This is a genomic window from Polaribacter litorisediminis (assembly GCF_019968605.1).
In the GTDB taxonomy this organism is placed as follows: Bacteria; Bacteroidota; Bacteroidia; order Flavobacteriales; family Flavobacteriaceae; genus Polaribacter; species Polaribacter litorisediminis.
The window spans coordinates 3,226,789-3,245,676 of sequence record NZ_CP082966.1; the positions used below are offsets into that span (position 1 = coordinate 3,226,789).

General features: G+C 31.4%; 13 protein-coding genes. 9 read left to right on the plus strand and 4 right to left on the minus strand.

Features of this window, described 5'->3' with window-relative positions:
* The first annotated feature begins 4 nt into the window (after positions 1-4).
* Together K8354_RS13795 and K8354_RS13800 are read left to right on the plus strand one after the other, a co-directional pair.
* Complete coding sequence (locus K8354_RS13795; RefSeq protein WP_223441221.1) at positions 5-3,625, plus strand: CheR family methyltransferase; 3,621 nt, start codon at positions 5-7, stop codon at positions 3,623-3,625.
* A gap of 20 nt (positions 3,626-3,645) precedes the next feature.
* The gene (locus K8354_RS13800; protein WP_223441223.1) at positions 3,646-4,062 is read left to right on the plus strand and encodes a response regulator; all 417 of its coding nucleotides are present in this window, start codon (positions 3,646-3,648) and stop codon (positions 4,060-4,062) included.
* A 152-nt stretch (positions 4,063-4,214) separates the two neighbouring features.
* On the opposite strand, the gene K8354_RS13805 is transcribed toward K8354_RS13800, so the two are convergent.
* The gene (locus K8354_RS13805; protein WP_437440130.1) at positions 4,215-5,384 is read right to left on the minus strand and encodes a glycosyltransferase; all 1,170 of its coding nucleotides are present in this window, start codon (positions 5,382-5,384) and stop codon (positions 4,215-4,217) included.
* 69 nt (positions 5,385-5,453) lie between these two features.
* The gene (locus K8354_RS13810) at positions 5,454-5,927 is read right to left on the minus strand and encodes a heme-binding domain-containing protein (RefSeq protein WP_223441229.1); all 474 of its coding nucleotides are present in this window, start codon (positions 5,925-5,927) and stop codon (positions 5,454-5,456) included.
* A 124-nt stretch (positions 5,928-6,051) separates the two neighbouring features.
* Here K8354_RS13810 and lpdA point away from each other — a divergent pair, with 124 nt between their 5' ends.
* The 6 genes from lpdA (at position 6,052) to K8354_RS13840 (ending at position 11,331) form a co-directional block, all read left to right on the plus strand.
* Positions 6,052-7,452, plus strand: a complete 1,401-nt coding sequence (gene lpdA, locus K8354_RS13815) for a dihydrolipoyl dehydrogenase (RefSeq protein WP_223441231.1) — start codon at positions 6,052-6,054, stop codon at positions 7,450-7,452.
* 67 nt (positions 7,453-7,519) lie between these two features.
* A complete protein-coding gene (locus K8354_RS13820) occupies positions 7,520-8,842 on the plus strand; it encodes an anthranilate synthase component I family protein (RefSeq protein WP_223441234.1) in 1,323 nt (440 codons plus the stop codon).
* A gap of 55 nt (positions 8,843-8,897) precedes the next feature.
* On the plus strand, positions 8,898-9,095 hold the full coding sequence (locus K8354_RS13825; protein ID WP_223441237.1) for a hypothetical protein: 198 nt from the start codon (positions 8,898-8,900) through the stop codon (positions 9,093-9,095).
* A 78-nt stretch (positions 9,096-9,173) separates the two neighbouring features.
* Positions 9,174-9,413 carry a hypothetical protein gene (locus K8354_RS13830; protein ID WP_223441240.1) on the plus strand — a complete coding sequence of 80 codons (240 nt, stop codon included), beginning with the start codon at positions 9,174-9,176 and terminating at the stop codon, positions 9,411-9,413.
* 14 nt (positions 9,414-9,427) lie between these two features.
* A complete protein-coding gene (locus K8354_RS13835) occupies positions 9,428-10,354 on the plus strand; it encodes a sterol desaturase family protein (protein WP_223441243.1) in 927 nt (308 codons plus the stop codon).
* Between the two features lie 332 nt (positions 10,355-10,686).
* The gene (locus tag K8354_RS13840; RefSeq protein WP_223441246.1) at positions 10,687-11,331 is read left to right on the plus strand and encodes a LamG domain-containing protein; all 645 of its coding nucleotides are present in this window, start codon (positions 10,687-10,689) and stop codon (positions 11,329-11,331) included.
* An 86-nt stretch (positions 11,332-11,417) separates the two neighbouring features.
* Here the strand turns inward: K8354_RS13840 and K8354_RS13845 are convergent, their stop codons facing one another.
* Both K8354_RS13845 and K8354_RS13850 read right to left on the minus strand, forming a co-directional pair.
* Positions 11,418-13,364, minus strand: coding sequence for a beta-helix domain-containing protein (locus tag K8354_RS13845; protein ID WP_223441249.1), 1,947 nt, complete (start codon positions 13,362-13,364; stop codon positions 11,418-11,420).
* A 211-nt stretch (positions 13,365-13,575) separates the two neighbouring features.
* On the minus strand, positions 13,576-16,314 hold the full coding sequence (locus K8354_RS13850; protein WP_223441267.1) for a carboxypeptidase-like regulatory domain-containing protein: 2,739 nt from the start codon (positions 16,312-16,314) through the stop codon (positions 13,576-13,578).
* A 268-nt stretch (positions 16,315-16,582) separates the two neighbouring features.
* Here K8354_RS13850 and K8354_RS13855 point away from each other — a divergent pair, with 268 nt between their 5' ends.
* On the plus strand, positions 16,583-18,835 hold the full coding sequence (locus K8354_RS13855; protein WP_223441269.1) for an inorganic phosphate transporter: 2,253 nt from the start codon (positions 16,583-16,585) through the stop codon (positions 18,833-18,835).
* The last annotated feature ends 53 nt before the right edge of the window (positions 18,836-18,888 follow it).

Below are 18,888 nucleotides of genomic sequence, written 5' to 3' on the forward strand. Positions count from 1 at the left end.
AATAATGAAAAAGAATAATTCAGATTTACACGTTGTGGGTATTGGTGCATCAGCTGGTGGGCTAAATGCACTTAAAGAATTATTTGATCATACGCCTAGTAATACCGGAATGGCTTTCGTAATTATTCAACATTTATCTCCAGATTTTGTAAGCCTAATGCCCGAGTTGTTAAGCAAGCATACAAGCATGAAAATCTATATTGCCCAAGATAAACTAACCATTAAGCCGAACTGCATCTACCTAAACGAAAGGAATAGTAATTTACGCATAAAAGGGAGAGAATTATATCTTGTAGACAAAGAGCCAAAATACAACCTTAATTTACCTATAGATATATTTTTTCATACATTAGGAGAAGAATATAAAGAAAAATCAATAGGAATTATACTTTCAGGAACTGGTTCTGATGGTTCTCGAGGTATTAAAACCATAAAAGAAGGTGGCGGTGTTGTAATGGTTCAAGAACCTAATTCGGCCCAATTTAATGGTATGCCAAATGCTGCCTTAGCGACCAAGAATGCAGATTTTATTTTAAAACCAGAAGACATAGGGAAAACTCTCCAAAAGTTACCGATTATTAGCTTATCTTTATCTTCTAAAGAATATACTTCAAAATCATCCGACTTCTTAATTGAATCCATTTTAACTGCAGTTTATAAGCATTCTGGCACAGATTTCAGGGAATATAAAAGAAATACCCTTTTAAGACGTATTAAAAAAAGAATGGGTATTAATAATATCGAGGAACTAAACGACTACTATACATTTCTTTTAAGTAATGAATCAGAAAAAAAAGCATTAAAACAAAGTTTTTTAATTAATGTTACTCGATTTTTTAGAGATGATGAGGCATTTCATCTCATGGAAACCAAGATTATACCCACAATCTGTAATTCTATACATAAAAGTAAACCGTTACGCGTTTGGTGCGCTGGTTGCTCTACAGGCGAGGAAGTATATTCAATTGCCATATTAATTGACCAATATATAAGGGCTAAAAAGCTACATCTTGATTTTAAAATATTTGCTACAGACATCGATGGCATAGCCCTAAATGCCGCTAGTTTAGGCGAATTTCATATCAATACTGTTAACGAGATTCGTAAAGAGCATTTAGAACAATATTTTATAAAATTAGGCTCAAAAATTAAAATATCAAAACGAATACGAGAAAAGATTGTGTTCTCGAATCATAATGTTTGTTTAGATCCACCATTTATTAAAATGGATTTAATTACCTGTCGTAATCTGTTAATTTATTTAAACAATAAGGTGCAATCTAAAATAATGAAACGTTTTCATTTTTCTTTAAATAAATTTGGATACTTATTTTTAGGCAACAGCGAATCACTAGAAGGCATCTCAAAAAAATTTAGAACGATAGACGTTAAATGGAAAATTTTTCAAAATATTAACGAAGAGAAATCTCTGATATCAAAGGCAGATATTTATAATCCTGAGAGTATCCCTAATTTTAAAACTCCAAAACGAACATCTTTCAGTAAAACCTATAACAACCCAGAAAATCCTGAACTTGTATTTCATAGATATTTAAGTACCAAGTTTAGCCCAGATGCTATTTTTATTGATAAAGAATATAATATTATTTTTATTAGCGGCGATGCCGGAAAAAGATTGTCTCATAATGCAGGTTTATTTCAAAGAAACTTATTAAAAAATGTTAGTCCACAAATTGCTACAATTATAAGAAATGGTATCAGGCGCTTAGAAAGTGAACAAAAAGATATTTCTATTAAAGATATTGTTAATCAGTACGAAAATTATACCTATAAATTTGATATCACCATATACAAACCCAAAGATAATAAAGACCTACAAGATACCTATGTATTAGAGTTTAGTAAAAACGTAAAAGCTGATATAAACATTCTAGAAATTAAGGATGTACCCTATGATGAGATTTTTCAAGCAAGACATGAATATTTAGAAAATGAGTTAACAGCAACCAAAACTGAATTACAAAATGTAGTTGAAGAGCTAGAGACTAGTAATGAAGAACTCCAATCTTCTAATGAAGAGTTAATGGCCTCTAATGAAGAATTACAAAGCACAAATGAAGAGTTTCAATCGGTAAATGAAGCATTGTACACTGTAAATTCAGAGTTACAAGAAGCTAACAAAAAATTACAATTATCAACGAATGACATTAATAATGTTTTTAACAGCAGCGAAATAGGCACCTTATTTTTAGATACTCAATTATGTATTAGAAGGTTTACACCCTCCTTAAAAGATCTTTTTAATCTTGAAGAATCAGATTATGGCAGACCCATTACTACTTTTGCTTCTAACTTTAGCCGCACCATCAAAGATACGATTTTGGTTAACTCAAAAAAAGCATTAGACGAGCAACATACCATCGAAGAGGAAGTCATGGATTCGACAGGGAATTATTATTTAGTAAAAATTTCACCCTATATTACACAAGAAAAACAAATAGAGGGTATCGTCATAAATTTTATAGATATCGCTTACATAAAAAAAACTGAAACTGAATTAAAAAGAAGTATTGACATGCTTAATATTTCTCAGGCTAGTGTTAAACTAGGAGGATGGGAATTAGATCTGATAACAAATAATTTATTTTGGACAGATGAAACCTATCGAATTCTTGACACCTCTCCAGAAGAACATACCCCAACCGTAGATGACGGTGTATCGCTTTTTTTACCAAAATCTCAAGAAATCGTTTCAAAAGCCCTAGAAGAAGCGATAAAAACGGGCAAAGGATATGATTTAGATCTTCAAATATATACAAAAAAAGGGCGCGTAATAAATGTACGAACAACTTGTATTGTAACCATGAATAACGGCAAACCCGCGAAGTTAAACGGAGTTTTTCAAGATATAACATCACAAAAAAATATTGAAAGGGCGTTAACAAAAGCAAAAGAAAAGGCTGAAGAATCTGATCAATTAAAATCCGCTTTTTTAGCCAATATGAGTCATGAAATTAGAACGCCTATGAATGGTATTCTTGGTTTTACCTCTTTATTACAACAACCTGAACTAAAAGATGAAGATAAGAAAACCTATGTAAAAATTATTGAAAAGAGTGGAAATCGTATGTTAAATACGGTAAATGATATTATAAATATCTCAAAAATTGAAACAGGTCAAATGGAGGTGACTCTGAAAGCGTTTAATATCTCTAAAGAAATAGAAAATATTTATCTTTTTTTTAAAGCGGAAGCCAGCAAAAAAGGAATCGCTTTAAAACTTCAAAATTTGATACCAAAAAATGAGGGTATAATTACCTCTGATTTTCGGAAAATAAATGGTGTTTTCATAAATTTAATAAAAAATGCCTTAAAATTTACCGACCATGGAAGTATAGAAATTACTATTGATAAAAAAGACAAACTACTTACCTCTTCTATAAAAGACACAGGAATTGGTATTCCGACAAAAAGGCTAAAAGCTATTTTTAACAGATTTACACAAGCAGATATTAGCGACGTTCGTGCTTTTGAAGGCTCTGGTTTGGGTTTAACAATCTCAAAAGCCTACGTAGAACTTTTAGGCGGTAAATTATGGGTAGAATCCGAAGTTGGAATTGGTACTACCTTTTATTTTAACATTCCAATACAAACAAAAAAATAAAACTCTGAAAATATAGAGATATGAATAAAAACGAATTTGAAAATACCTCAGGACACAAAGCTACAACCTCCAATAAACTCAAAATTTTAATTGCTGAAGACGATTATGTTAGCTATTTATACATTTCTACCATTTTAAAAAATATAGCCAAAGAATTAATCCATGCCAAAACAGGTATTGAAACTATTGAATTGTGTAAAAAGCATCCTGATATTGATGTCATATTGATGGATATTAAAATGCCAATTCTTAATGGGTATGAAGCGACCAAAAAAATAAGAGAATTTAATAAAGACGTTACAATCATTGCACAAACTGCCTATGCTTTATCGGGCGATAATGAAAAAGCCATCGATGCAGGGTGTAGTGATTACATTACAAAACCGATCAATAAAGAAATACTATTACAAAAGCTCGATAAACAAAGAAGTTCGTAATTTGATGTTTTACTACTATTTTAGAAATATAAAACTCTAATAAATCCCTTCTTTTTAGCTTACTTTTTATAAAAAATAATAAATGGTAGTAAATCAACCATGCATAAACGACTATTTTAATCAACTAAATATTCAAAAAACAGAACGTTATACTACAGCTTATTTTTAGCTTCAATCCATTTACTCATATACTTTGTAGCTTGTAATGTTTGAAGTTGCAACAAATTCCCTAAAAAATTCTGAGTTCTATGCGCTTCTAAATTACCCTGAATTTCTTCGAGTCGGTCTATAAAAAGTGGACTCAATTTCTCTTTATCATATATTTTATTGATAATTTCAACTCCGTTCTTTTGAGCATTCTTCCAGTATTTTTCATCTTGATATAATTGAACAGCTTTCCTCGAAAATTCCTCAAAATCGTTTGTTATAAATCCATTCCAAGGTATGTTTTTATGCATTCCTTCCGCTCCAATAACCGTTGTAACGCTTGGCGTTCCGCAAATCATAGCTTCCGATAATTTTCCTTTTATACCGGCTCCAAATCGTAAAGGTGCTAAAACTACTTTTGCTTTTTCGATGACTTCTTGAGAGTTTTCTGCAAAACCTTTAATCATAAAACCTTCTTTTTTATTTTCTAGTTGTTGTATTTGTTGATTTAAATACGCGCCGTAAATATGTAGTTCTGCTTTGGGTAGCATTTTTCTAATCGTACTCCAAACTTCTTTTTTTAGAGTAATTACGGCATCAACATTCGGTTTATGAAAGAAATTACCAATAAACACAAAATGGTTCCGATCTTTAAAAGGCTTCCACTTTTTAATATGATTCTGATCGATTTTATGGAATAAAAAAGGCAAATAATAGAGAATATTTTCATCAATCTTAAAAACAGTTTTTAGCAAATCCATTTCATAAGTTGAAATAATTAAAGACAAATCGCACCGCAAAATAGCTGCAATTTCTCTTTTTGCATCCTTAGAATTTAATAAAACTTCGTTTGTGAATTTTGTTCCTTTCTTTAACTGCTGATGACGAACTTTTCTTAAAAAATGCAAATCTTCTGTATCTAAAATTCGGATTGCTTTTGGGCAACTTTCCGTCACTCGCCAACCAAACTGTTCTTCGGTCATAAACCGATCAAAAACAACAATTGTAGGCTTTAAATATTGCACAAACACATCAAAAGAAGACGCATTTAGTGCAATAGAAACCTCATCAATTCCTAAAGCTTTTAAATCTGCCGCATTCTCTGATTTTTGCGATGCTGATGCAAAGGTTACTTTAAATTGTTGTTTTAAAAACAACGCTATTAACTGCAACATTCTACTGCCAGCAGCAGAAGAATTTGGTTCTACCCAAACTGTTCCAATAATTAAAACATGTTGTTCCAATTACTTTGCACCCATTTGCGCTTTGTAATCTGCTTGCACTTTTTTACCCCAAGTAACTACTGCATCAATTTGTTCTTGTGTTAAGTTTGCATCTTCATGAGTCCAAGTGTAAGAGTCTAAAGGCATTTCTTTTTCTGCCACTTCTTCATGCAACTCATCCATTTTATGTTCTTTCTTTTTTAAAGAATAAGAACTCCATTCAGAAAAATTTAAATGTTTTTTTCCATCTTGCACATGCTCATCTAGCCAATAATTAACCGGTGTTATATTATTATACCAAGGATAATTAGTCTTCGAAGAATGACAATCGAAACACGTAGTATTTAAAATTTTTAAAACGTCTTTTGGCGGGTTTGTTTCTGCAATAAATGCATTCACAGTATCTAATTCTCCATCATTTTTTTCAGGACCAAAAAACTGTGCAGTTAGCAATGCAACGATGATAACGATTCCTATTTTTTTAAGAATATTCATTGGATAAATTTTTAGATCATATTAAATGTAAATTTAATAAATATAGAACGTAAATCTACTAACTTCCATCAGTATTCTATAAAAATATGCTTATTTTTGTTTGATTTTCAATTAAAAACATCTCATGAAATACGATATTATTGTTATTGGTTCAGGACCTGGAGGATACATTGCCGCAATTAGAGCATCACAATTAGGAAAAAAAGTAGCACTCGTTGAAAAATATGCAACTTTAGGCGGAACTTGTTTAAATGTAGGCTGCATACCGTCTAAAGCATTACTAGATTCTTCGCATCATTATTATGATGCTGTTCATCATTTTGAAGAGCACGGAATTTCTGTAGAAAAACCAATATTCGACTTTACCAAAATGGTGGCAAGAAAAGCCAATGTTGTAGAAACCACCACTGGCGGAATCAAATATTTAATGGATAAAAATAATATTGATGTTTTTGAAGGCATGGGTTCTTTTGAAGATGCCACTCATGTAAAAATCACAAAAAATGATGCGACTTCAGAAATCATTGAAGGAACTAATATTATTATTGCAACCGGATCAAAACCAGCAAACTTACCCTTTATACAACTCGATAAAGATCGTATAATTACATCTACAGAAGCTTTAAAATTAAAAGAAGTGCCCAAACATTTAATTGTAATTGGTGGCGGTGTCATTGGTTTAGAATTGGGCTCTGTATACAAGCGACTAGGTGCAGATGTTACCGTTATAGAATACATGGATAAGATTGTTCCAGGAATGGATGCCGATGTTTCTAAAGAATTACAAAAAGTATTTAAAAAGCAAGGAATTAAATTTGCAACGAGTCATAAAGTAAATTCTGTTGAAAGAAACGGAGATACTATTGTTGTAAAAGCAACGGATAAAAAAGATAGAGAAATAGAATTTTCTGGTGATTATTGCTTGGTTTCTGTAGGAAGAAAAGCATATACAGAAGGTTTAGGTTTAGACAAAGTTGGCGTGGAGGTAAATGAACGCGGGCAAGTTGCTGTAAACGATCATTTGCAAACTAATGTTAAAAATATTTATGCCATTGGCGATGTTGTAAAAGGTGCCATGCTTGCGCACAAAGCAGAAGAAGAAGGTGTTGTGGTTGCAGAGTATTTAGCCGGTGAAAAACCACATATTGATTATAATTTAATTCCCGGTATTGTATATACGTGGCCAGAAGCTGCTGCGGTTGGTAAAACCGAACAAGAATTAAAAGATGCAAAAATAGAGTATAAAGCGGGTAAATTTTCGATGCGCGCTTTAGGAAGATCTCGGGCAAGTGGAGATATTGATGGTTTTGTAAAAGTTTTGGCTGATAAAAAAACAGATGAAATTTTAGGAGTACATATGGTCGGTGCACGTGTTGCAGATTTAATTATGGAAGCTGCGGTTGCCATGGAATTTAGAGCATCTGCAGAAGATTTAGCCAGAATTTGCCATGGCCACCCAACGTATTCTGAAGCGGTAAAAGAAGCTGCAAAAGCGGCATGGGATGGAAAACCATTAAATGCTTAAAATTAGTAATATTCATCTATAGACCTCACCCGTTTTAAAAACCGGGTGAGGTCTTTTTGCTTACCATATGCAGAGAACCAAAAAAACTTATCCTGTTAAAAATGTTCAAAAATTTAAAGGTCGATTATTGCAGTGGGCCCAACAATTTGAAACGGTTGTATGGTTAGATTCTAATAACTACAAACAACAGTACACTAGTTTTAATTGCGCTTTGGCTGTTGAAGAATTCACTTCTATAAAAACGGATTACCACAATGCTTTTGAAAAATTAAAAGAATATCAATCCATCACAAAAGATTATATTTTTGGCTATATTTCTTATGATGTTAAAAATGATGTGGAGCAACTTTACTCTGCCAATTTTGATGGGTTAGATTTTGCCGATTTATACTTTTTTCAACCACAAAAATTATTTTTTATCAAAGGAAATTCGGTTGAGTTTCATTATTTAAATATGGTGGATGATGAAATGGAAGAAGATTTTAAAACAATCTGTAATACGAACACTATAGAAAGATCCTCTAAAAATTTAGAAAACGATATTAAAATAAAACTGCGAATTCATAAAGATGAATATTACCAGAAAATAAACAAAGTTTTAGATCATATTAAAAGAGGTGATATTTATGAAGCTAACTTTTGTCAAGAATTTTATGCTGAAAATAGCGCCATCAATCCTTTTCATGTGTATCAACATTTAAACAACATCTCAGAACCTCCATTTGCGGCTTTCTTAAAAATGGAACATCAATATGCCTTATGTTCATCGCCAGAAAGATATATAATGAAAAAAGGTTCAAAAATTATTTCTCAACCTATTAAAGGTACTGCAAAACGTTTGCGAAGTGCCATTGATGATCAACAAATTGCATCCGATTTATCGAGAGATATTAAAGAACGTTCTGAAAATGTGATGATTGTAGATTTGGTAAGAAACGATTTATCAAAAACAGCAAAAATAGGTTCCGTAAAAGTTGAAGAGTTGTGCAAAGTCTATTCTTTTAAACAAGTACATCAAATGATTTCTACGGTGGTTTCTGAAATTGAAGAAACAATGCATCCTGTAGAAGTAATCAAAAGCACCTTTCCGATGGGAAGCATGACGGGCGCTCCCAAATTTTCTGCCATGAAAATTATAGAAAATTTAGAAGAAACAAAACGCGGATTGTACTCTGGAACTATTGGTTATTTTACTCCAGATGGTGATTTCGATTTTAATGTAGTGATTAGAAGTATTCTTTATAATGAGGAGAAAAAATATATCTCGTATTCTGTGGGTGGCGCAATTACTGCAAAATCAATTCCTGAAAAAGAATATGAAGAGTGTTTGTTAAAAGCAAAAGCCATGAAGTATGTGTTATTACATTCAGAATCCTTTACAATTAATTAATTATATTTTAAACTCTTTACCTTCTTTATCTTGTAAATTGTAATCAAAAAAAACAATGAACTTTAAACTATCTGATAAAGAATACAAGAAATTAATTATTGAAATTGCCATACAAATTAGCCCTATTGTCATTCAAAGACCTCAAAACAATATTGCTGCAGCTGAGCAGGTTGCATCCCTAGCAAAAGACATAACAGATGCTGTAAATACTGTTTTAGAGAAGCAACTTAAGAAAGACAAAACAAAGCTGTAAAAATAATTTTTATTGATTTCTTAAAATAAGCCCTATACCAAAAGTAGTTTTCTTTTTTTTTCTCTTTATATTTACACGATGCTTTTAAACCAAGGGGAAAAATTTCAACTTATTTTTAATAAACTTCAAGAAAAACAAACTGAACAAAATATGTTCAATGCGTTTTTATCCGTGTATCCTGAGGAATGGAAACAGTTAAAAATTACATTTTCTAAATTTAATCGAAGTAAGCAATTCGGTAAAACAATTCCCCTACCAAAACCAGAGCAATCTTTAAGAAAAGAGATTAGAATTTGGTTAAAAAATAATCGTCAATAAAAATATTTAAAATAATGGATTTTACAAACCCGCTTGTCTACGGCGTTCCCTGTTTTTTAGGGCTCATTTTATTAGAACTTACGTACAGTAAAACAACCGAAAAAAAAGAACTTTATAACTGGAAAGACTTAGCTTCGAGTTTAACCATGGGTATTGGTTCTGCGGTTTTGGCACCACTGATTAAAACTATATCTGCCATTATCATTTTTAATTATGTGTATGAAGTTTTTAATCCTTTAGTAGAAGGTGTTCGCACCAATATTATGGGATGGGAATCTTTTGGATATGCTTGGTATGTTTGGCTTATTTGTCAGTTTTTAGATGATTTTAGCTATTATTGGTTTCACAGACAAAATCATATGGTACGCTTTCTTTGGGCGGCACACATTGTGCATCACTCTTCAGATAATTTTAATTTAGGCACTGCAGTTCGTAATGGTTGGTTTACTATTTTGTACAAACCGTTTTTTTATATGTGGCTTCCGGCTATTGGTTTTCCGCCAGAAATGGTGGTGGTTTGTTTAGGTATTGAAGCATTATGGCAATTTCAATTGCATTCTGTTTACATTCCTAAATTAAAGTTTGTCGATGTCATTTTTAACACCCATACCATGCATCAAGTACATCACGCAAAAAATGTGGAATATATGGATAAAAATCATGGTGGTTTTTTAAATATTTTTGACAGAATTTTCGGAACATGGAAAGAGTTAGACGAAGAAATTGATATTCAATATGGGGTTACAAAAGCACCAAACTCCTACAATCCTTGGGTTATTTTAACTCACGAATACAAAGATATTTGGAACGATACCAAAAAATCTAGCAATTGGTATCATAAAGCAATGTATGTTTTTGGACCTCCAGGATGGAGCCATGACGGAAGTACTGTAAGCGTAAAACAAATGCAAAAGATACTTTTAGAGGAAAGAAAAAGTTAGCCATTCTAAACTTTTTGAATTTATTAGAAAAAGTTGTTTTAAAACAATATCATTAAATAGACTTTTATTGCTTATAGCACTGCGCAAAAACCAATTTTAGTAAAATATAAAGGCTATAATTCTATTGCCAATTTGACGATTTTTGCTACTACTACGCTACTATCGTAAAAATTCTTGAACGATAGATTTTAAAATTTATCCTATTTTTACATACTCTTAAATGAATGAGTAAATTTTAATCGCCTAAAAAAATGATTCTCAACTTAAGAAATCGCTTACTTATTTTATGCAGCATTGTGCTATTTGGCTGTAATTCACTCAATACTGTATTTATGAAAGAAAGGGATTCTTTTAAAGAAAATTTTGATGATTTAGAAAAATTTCAAAAAGATTGGGAAAACAATTCTTGGAAAAGTCCTGCATCTTACTCCCTAGAAAACAAGCACCTTAAAATAACAACAAGAGCAAATACCACCGATCGTGTAAAAGTAAGAACGCAAAAAAAAGGGTTTACTACCGGAACTTATAAATGGCGCATCTTTGTACCTAAATTTACCTTGTATGAAAAAGTTAGTATTGGCGCCTTTTTATATCACAATGAAAAAAAAGAATATGAATTTGATTTTGAGATTGGATCCGGGAATAAGGACGATAGAAAAAAAATCAATCTAAAAGATGATGAGGCCATTGTGTACTGTGTTTCGCAATTTTCACCATCCAATTCTAGTCACTTTTCTGTGAAAATGAATGCTTATGCTGATTTCGAAATGGAGTTGATGGACGTTGATGGTTTCTATTTGGTAAAATGGACGATCAATAATAGTTTGGTAAAAACCTTACAAACCAAAGTAAAAAGCAGCATTGGTTTTAGAGTTCATAATAGTTTAGAGAACTTACATTTTATGGGCGATGTAGCGACAACTAAAGAAAATTATGTACTTTTTGACTCTTTTAGTTATAAAAATGACGCTGAATAAGGGGAGAACTAAATCAAAAAAAAAGATGATCTAAAAATTAAATTTTAGACCACCTTTGATAAGATAGCTTTTTTTTACTTTACTTCTTATAATTCAGCTTCAATCCAAGTCCAGCTAGAAATATCCACTTGAGAACCAGAATTGTAAGTACCCGTTAATACTGCTGCAGCACCATCAATAATTACGTTTGCTAAAGGTCCATCATCAGCCATATCTATATTTGTATCATATCCTGATAAATATAAATTTGTGATTGTTGCTCCAGATTGTTTTTTAAATTGTAGCGCAATTCCACCTGTAGTAGAAATAGCAGTTACATTGGTAAATATAGGATTTGCGTTTTCTTTATCTGCCTCAAATGCAGTAGAAAAGTTTGGTATGGTATGAGAAATATACGTATTTGTTACCGTTCCACTCCAACCTTCTGTCCAGTCAACAGAATCATCTTCGTTATTTTCTAAGTAAAGATTTGTTACAGATACTGCACCACCATAAAACTCAACACCATCATCTGCACCATTTATAACCGCTATGTTTTCTATAATAGTTCCAGAACCAACTGCATAGAAAGAAATTCCATTATATTCAGATTCTGAGTTAATTGCAGCACCTGTACCTTTAATTACTAAGTTTTTGATTGAACCAGAACTATCATCATCAGTAGTTCCTCCATACACAAAACCACCAACCTCAGCTGTTGAATTTGCTCCAGATGTTGTAGTTGCTTTACCACAAATTGTTAAACCACCCCAATCACCAGGCTCTCCGTTAGTTGAAGACATTACTACAGGATTTGAAGTAGTTCCTTGAATGTCTATTTCACCATCGATTAAAACAGCTAAATAAACATCTACACCACCAGATCTAGCACTAATTTTTGTTCCAGCAGGAATAGTTAATTTACCATTAGCTTCAACTATAAAAGAAGAACTTAATCTATATTTTTTAGAACTATCTAAGGTTAGCGAAGTACTTAATGTACCGCTTAAATCTACAACTTCTGTAAGTTCTGCACTAGCCCAAGAAAATAATGCAACATCTACGGTAGCTGGAGCATTATAACTTAATGCAGGATCAGCAGTTGCACCATCAATAATTATGTTTGCTAATGGTCCATCATCTGCCATATCTACAGTAACATCATAACCCACTAAAGATAAACCAGTAATTGTTGCACCAGATTGTTTTTTAAATTGCAAAGCTGTACCACCAACAGAAGAAACTGCCGTTAAGTTTATTAATTTAGGATTTCCGTTTTCTTTATCAGCTTCAACCACTGTAGAGAAATTTGCTTTTGTATTTACAATGTATGAGTTTGTTACGGTTCCGTTCCAACCTTCTGTCCAGTCTATTGAATCATCTTCGTTATTTTCTAAATAAAGATTTGTTACAGATACGGTACCACCAAAAAACTCAACACCATCATCTGCACCATCAATAACCGCTAAATTTTCTACTACTGTTCCTGAACCAACCGCATAAAAAGAGACACCATTATACTCTGACTCTGCATTAATAGCTGCACCAGTTCCTCTAATAATTAAGTTTCTAATAATACCTGAACTGTCGTTATCTGTTGAACCTCCATAAACAAAACCACCAACTTCTGCTGATGCATTGGCACCAGCTGTTGTAGTAGCTTTACCACATAAAGTTAAACCTCCCCAATCTCCAGGAGCACTATTTGTTGACGACATAATTACAGGGCTTCCTATGGTACCATTAACATTAATTTTACCACCTTGTAAAACAGCAATATAAGTATCTACACCCCCAGCTACAGCATTAATTTGAGTTCCTGCAGGCACATTAAGCGTTACATCATCTTGAATTAAAAAAGAACCAGATAAAGTATAAGTAATAGAAGCATCTAAGGTATAGTTTTCATCTAATGCCCCGTTCATAATTCCGTTTTTAAGATTCTCTATTACTTGAGAATCTACAGTAATAATTGGATCTGGATCGCTGCTACAACTTGTAAATGTCAATCCTAAGATTGTAGCGAAAAGAAATAAAAATTTTAAATTTTTCATCGTTTAATTTTATTAATTGTTTTGTTTTAATTTTCTACAAAAATGATACTAATTGTTTGCTTGTACTTTAAGTAAATATTAAGTGATTGTTAATGTTAAAAAGAAAAAATTGATTTTTGTTAACTTATTGTTATGCCAAAAAAAATCGATTTTTAACCATTAGGTCAAAAATCGATTTTTTTGAATTTAGAAAAGATATAGTTCTTATCTTTTAAAAAGTGTATTTTAAATTCAATGATAATTGACTACCCTTTTTATATTGTAAAACAGTTTCGGTATTCGTTATGCCTGTATTTATGTTTCTAATATCTTGGGTTTGCTCTATTGAAGGATTTAAAAGGTTTCTTCCAATAACTCTTGCTGTTAATTTTTCTGTAATTTCTTTACTTAGCACCAAGTCTAAAGTCACAAAGCCTTTTTCTATAATTTCATCATTAAATAATGTATCGCTACTTGCAAAACTTTCTGGGCTACCCAAAGCAAATATTTTATCAGAAGAATAATTACCAGATAACGTTGCTATAAACTCTCTTTCTTTTTTGTTGCTATACGATAATGTACTATTTATAATAAAGTCTGATGCTCCTTGTAATGATGATTCTGTTTTATTATTATATTGAAAGTTGGTTAACAAGTCTTGTGTTAGCCACATTTGAGTTACGTTACCTGTTAAGTTTAGTAAATTCTCTTCATCTTCATTTTTTAAAAAGCCTACTCTACCTTCTACCTCTATTCCAAAAATATTAGCCTCATCTCCCGTATTGTTAAATTGGAAAATACCTGCAGAACCTCTAGCTTGTGCTAGGTTGATAGGGTCTTCAATTTTCTTATAAAATGCTGTTGCAGAAATTAATTCTTCACTAGTTGGGTAAAATTCCCATTTTAAATCTACGTTATACACATTAGATCTTTCTATATCTGGGTTTCCTTTTGTGACCCTTCCTGTTGGAGACACATATTCGAAAGGTGCAAATTCTTTAAATTCTGGTAGCGTTTGCGAAATACTTGTTGCAAAACGAACAAAATTTCTATCATCTAACTCGTATTTTAGGTTTATACTTGGGTTTAAGTTATTGTAATCTCTATTTAAAGAACCTGTTCTTCCTTGAAAGTTAGCAACATCCCATTCTACAAAAATTTCATCTCTTTCATATCGAACACCAACATTACCTGTAAACTTATTAAACTTAAAATCAAAATCTACAAAACCTGCTAAAGCATCAAAAGTACCATTATATCTATCTATTGTTCTTTCTACCAATCTTAAACCATTATTAAAACCTGTTGATGTAAAAGTTAAAGAAAAATCATCTACACTAGGCACTTGAAAACCTTCTGCATCCACTCCAATAAAAAGAGAGCTAAATGTTCTCTCTTTATGTCTGTAGTTTGCCCCAAAGTTTAATTTAAATGGCAAGTCATCATCTTCATCTTTTTCACCTAAAGACCAACCATCTTTTATGTATGCGTTGATTTCATTATCCTCGATTTTTTGGCTAGACTTTCTTTGTTGAAAAGCACTATTATTTGCGTATTGAACCGATGTAGGATTTAAAATAGTTACTTCGTTTCTAATTCTATTTGGTTCTTCTGCTAAAATAAAGTTGAACCCAACAGCCCATTTTAAGGTATTATTTTCAAATAAACTATGTTCTCCTAGAATTTGATTTACAAACATCAATGTTTGTTTAAAGTTTTGGTCTCTTACAAAAGCACCATCTTCTTCTGGTTCTTGTTCAAATACAAAACCTAAACCATTTCTACCTTGCTCGTATAAATAATCTACACTTTTTGCAACAAACAAAGAGTTGAACTTAATTTTATGATCTTCATTTAATTTTAAGCCAACATTAGCATACGCAGTAGTATTTACATTTGAACTAAATATTTCTACATCATTAAAAATTTGTTCAACAATATTTGCCCTTGCTATTTTAAAAGTACCTGTTTGATAATTAAATGTTTTTGAATGGGAAGCAGTTGCAAAAACCGACAATTCTTTACCAAATACATCAAACTTTGTACCTCCAGAAAGTGAAACACTAAAGTTCATAGGTGCACTTTGACTTCTAGTATCCCAACCTTGTCTTGTGATTAAATCTTGCACAGCAAATTGCTTTTGATGGAAGCCCATGGTTACATCATCTGTAATAATTGTTCTTCTAAAATCACCAAATTGCCCCATTACGTTTGTATTAGAACCGCCAGAAACTCCTATAGAAAACTCTTTTCTTCTGTAACCTTTGGTCTCAACATTTACATTTCCAGATGCTTGATCTAAATAATTTGAGGTCGTATAAGTTTTGCTAACACCAACATTCTCTATAATATTTGTTGAAAATAGACTTAAGTTAATGTTTTTATTATCAACATTATCAGAAGGAATCGGTAAACCATTCATTGTAGTTGATAAATATCTATCACCTAAACCCCTTACATAAATATCTCCTGATCCTTCACTTTTGGTTACACCAGATATTTTGGTTGTGGCATTAGATGCATTAGATACGCCTGTTTTAGCTAGTCTTTCTGCTCCAATACTTTCAACAATTACTGTTGCCTTTTTTTGCTTTAATAATAAAGCAGATTCTTTTTCTCTACTTGTCGTTGTTTTTATAACCACATCATCTAACGCAACACCTTCCTCTGCAGACATTATTTGATTTAGGGTAATCGTTTCTCCCGCTTTTATTGTGAATGCTTTTTGAACACTTTTATATCCTAAAAAACTAAAAACTACAATATGGTTTCCTACGGGCACTTTTAAAGTATAGTTACCATCAAAATCTGTTGTAGTACCTATTGTAGTGCCTTTTATTTGAACGTTCGCAAATGGCAAAGGTTCGTTATTTGTTTCTTTATCGGTTAATAAACCTTTTAATGTACCTTTATCTTGGGCAGTGAATAACTGACTCAATGTTAACAAAGTAATCAATAGAATTTTCTTCATTTTTAAAATATAAATTTTACGGTACAAAAGTAGGCCCACATCTGTAAATTGAATGTTAGCTATAAATTATGCTTGGGTTAAAAACATGTTAACTAAATGTTATTAGAATTAACCACAAACACTTCTTAATTCTCTTATTTAGTTAGTGTCTCTTATGAATTAAAATGATAAATTTACCAGCGAATTTGGCAAAAATTTCATAACATTAAGATAACACTATCAATTTCTTGTGTATTTAACTTTGCTTTTTTAAAAATGAAAACTAAAAATGGGAGATCCTTATATTTTAATGCTGATTGCTTTAGCTGTTTTAGCTATTGTTGATTTAGTTGTAGGCGTCAGTAATGATGCTGTTAATTTCTTAAATTCAGCCATTGGTTCTAAAGCTATTTCTGTAAGAAATATTATGATTATTGCTAGTGTTGGAGTCTTTTTTGGCGCAATTTCTTCTAGCGGCATGATGGAAGTTGCAAGAAAAGGCATCTTTAACCCTAACATGTTTATGTTTCAAGACGTCATGTATATTTTTATGGCGGTTATGATTACTGATATTTTACTGTTAGATGTTTTTAATTCCCTTGGCATGCCAACATCTACAACAGTTTCTATTGTTTTTGAATTATTGGGTTCTGCGGTAGTTATTGCTATTATAAAGATTACTCAAAGTGATACTGAAAACCTTTCTGCAATTTGGAATTATATTAATTACAATACAGCATCAGAAATTATAGTAGGCATTTTACTCTCTGTCATTGTCGCTTTTACTGTTGGTGCTATTGTACAATATTTCTCTAGGGTTATTTATTCCTTTAATTTTGAAAGTAGACCCGCTTATATAAATTCCTTATTTGGGGGATTTGCCATTACGGCAATTACCTATTTTATTATTATAAAAGGATTAAAAGGAACTCAATTTTATGGCAGTTTAAAAGGATATTTAGAAGGAAATACACTAGAAATTATTTGTATCAGTTTTGTACTATGGACAGCTGTTTCTCATTTAATCACCAAAGTTTTTAAGCTCAATATTTTAGTTTTAATTATTGGTATTGGTACATTTTCTTTGGCAATGGCTTTTGCTGGTAACGATTTGGTAAATTTTATTGGTGTACCTATTGCTGCATTAAATTCTTATGAAGCTTGGAGTATTTCTGGTATTGATCCTGAGTTGTACCCAATGAGTAGCTTAGCAAAAAAAGTACCTTCTAATATTTGGCTTTTACTTTTGGCTGGTACCATAATGGTTATTACCTTATGGACATCTTCTAAAGCAAAATCTGTTATTGAAACTGGTATTAATTTATCTAGACAAGGAGAAGGTCATGAAAAATTTCAACCCAATACTGTTTCTCGCCTTGTAGTTCGTTTTTCTATGTTTATGAATACAGGTATTAATTATATTATTCCTAACAAAACTCAAAATTACATTAACAATAAATTCGAAAAACCTGTTATAAAGTTACCAAAATCTAAAACCTTTGAAATGCCTGCTTTTGATTTAGTAAGAGCATCTGTAAATCTTATTATGGCAAGTGTGTTAATTTCTATAGCTACTTCTATGAAATTACCTTTATCTACAACCTATGTAACTTTTATGGTTGCTATGGGAACTTCTTTAGCGGATAGAGCTTGGGGACGTGAAAGCGCAGTTTATAGAGTTGCCGGAGTTTTAAATGTTATTGGAGGTTGGTTTTTAACAGCTATTTTGGCTTTTGTAGCCGCTGGTATTGTGGCTTATTTAATTAGTTTACATATTGCTTTTATTCCTATTTTGTTAATTCTTGTTACTTTCTTAATCACAAAAAATTCAATAGCGCACAGAAAAAAATCACAAGAAACAAAAAGAAAAACGCATATTGAAAGAACCGAGTTAATTACGATTAATGGAGTTATTGAAGAAAGTGCAGATCATATTTCTGGAGTTGCAGACAGAATTAACAAATTATATACAAATGTTGTAAATGACTTGGCAAATCATGATTTAAATAAACTACGAAAAACAGATAAACACGTAGAAAAACTGAATGATGAAATTGATGAATTGAAAGACAATGTTTTCTATTTTATTAAATCTTTAGATGAAACCTCGGTACAAGCAAGTAGATTTTACATTATAGTATTAGGCTATTTACAAGACTCAGCACAATCTATTAGTTACATTTCTAGAGCTAGTTATAAGCACGTAAACAACAACCATAAAAATTTAAAAAAGGTACAAATAAAAGATTTAAAAGAAATAAATAATCAACTTTCTAATATTTTAAATAACGTTAGTCATGTCTTTAAAACTAGAGATTTTGATGATTTAAATCCTCTTTTAATTGAAAAAAGAGAATTACTAAAAGGTGTTTCTGTCTCTGTAGAAAAACAAGTTGCTCGCATTAGAACAGACGAAACAAGTCCCAAAAACACTACTTTATATTTTAGTGTTTTACTAGAAACTAAAGATTTAATAAAGGCTTTAATGAATTTATTAGAAACGTATGAAGAGTTTTATTATAGCACAAAACAAGTACAATAAAAAAACATCATTACCTGAGTAAACAAAACCATAAATTAAACTTTATGGTTTTT

Coding starts and splice junctions, on each gene's coding strand:
- K8354_RS13795 (WP_223441221.1), top strand. CDS start 5: ATGAAAAAGAATAATTCAGATTTACACGTTGTGGGTATTGGTGCATCA.
- K8354_RS13800 (WP_223441223.1), top strand. CDS start 3,646: ATGAATAAAAACGAATTTGAAAATACCTCAGGACACAAAGCTACAACC.
- K8354_RS13805 (WP_437440130.1), bottom strand. CDS start 5,384: ATGTTGCAGTTAATAGCGTTGTTTTTAAAACAACAATTTAAAGTAACC.
- K8354_RS13810 (WP_223441229.1), bottom strand. CDS start 5,927: ATGAATATTCTTAAAAAAATAGGAATCGTTATCATCGTTGCATTGCTA.
- lpdA (WP_223441231.1), top strand. CDS start 6,052: ATGAAATACGATATTATTGTTATTGGTTCAGGACCTGGAGGATACATT.
- K8354_RS13820 (WP_223441234.1), top strand. CDS start 7,520: ATGCAGAGAACCAAAAAAACTTATCCTGTTAAAAATGTTCAAAAATTT.
- K8354_RS13825 (WP_223441237.1), top strand. CDS start 8,898: ATGAACTTTAAACTATCTGATAAAGAATACAAGAAATTAATTATTGAA.
- K8354_RS13830 (WP_223441240.1), top strand. CDS start 9,174: ATGCTTTTAAACCAAGGGGAAAAATTTCAACTTATTTTTAATAAACTT.
- K8354_RS13835 (WP_223441243.1), top strand. CDS start 9,428: ATGGATTTTACAAACCCGCTTGTCTACGGCGTTCCCTGTTTTTTAGGG.
- K8354_RS13840 (WP_223441246.1), top strand. CDS start 10,687: ATGAAAGAAAGGGATTCTTTTAAAGAAAATTTTGATGATTTAGAAAAA.
- K8354_RS13845 (WP_223441249.1), bottom strand. CDS start 13,364: ATGAAAAATTTAAAATTTTTATTTCTTTTCGCTACAATCTTAGGATTG.
- K8354_RS13850 (WP_223441267.1), bottom strand. CDS start 16,314: ATGAAGAAAATTCTATTGATTACTTTGTTAACATTGAGTCAGTTATTC.
- K8354_RS13855 (WP_223441269.1), top strand. CDS start 16,583: ATGGGAGATCCTTATATTTTAATGCTGATTGCTTTAGCTGTTTTAGCT.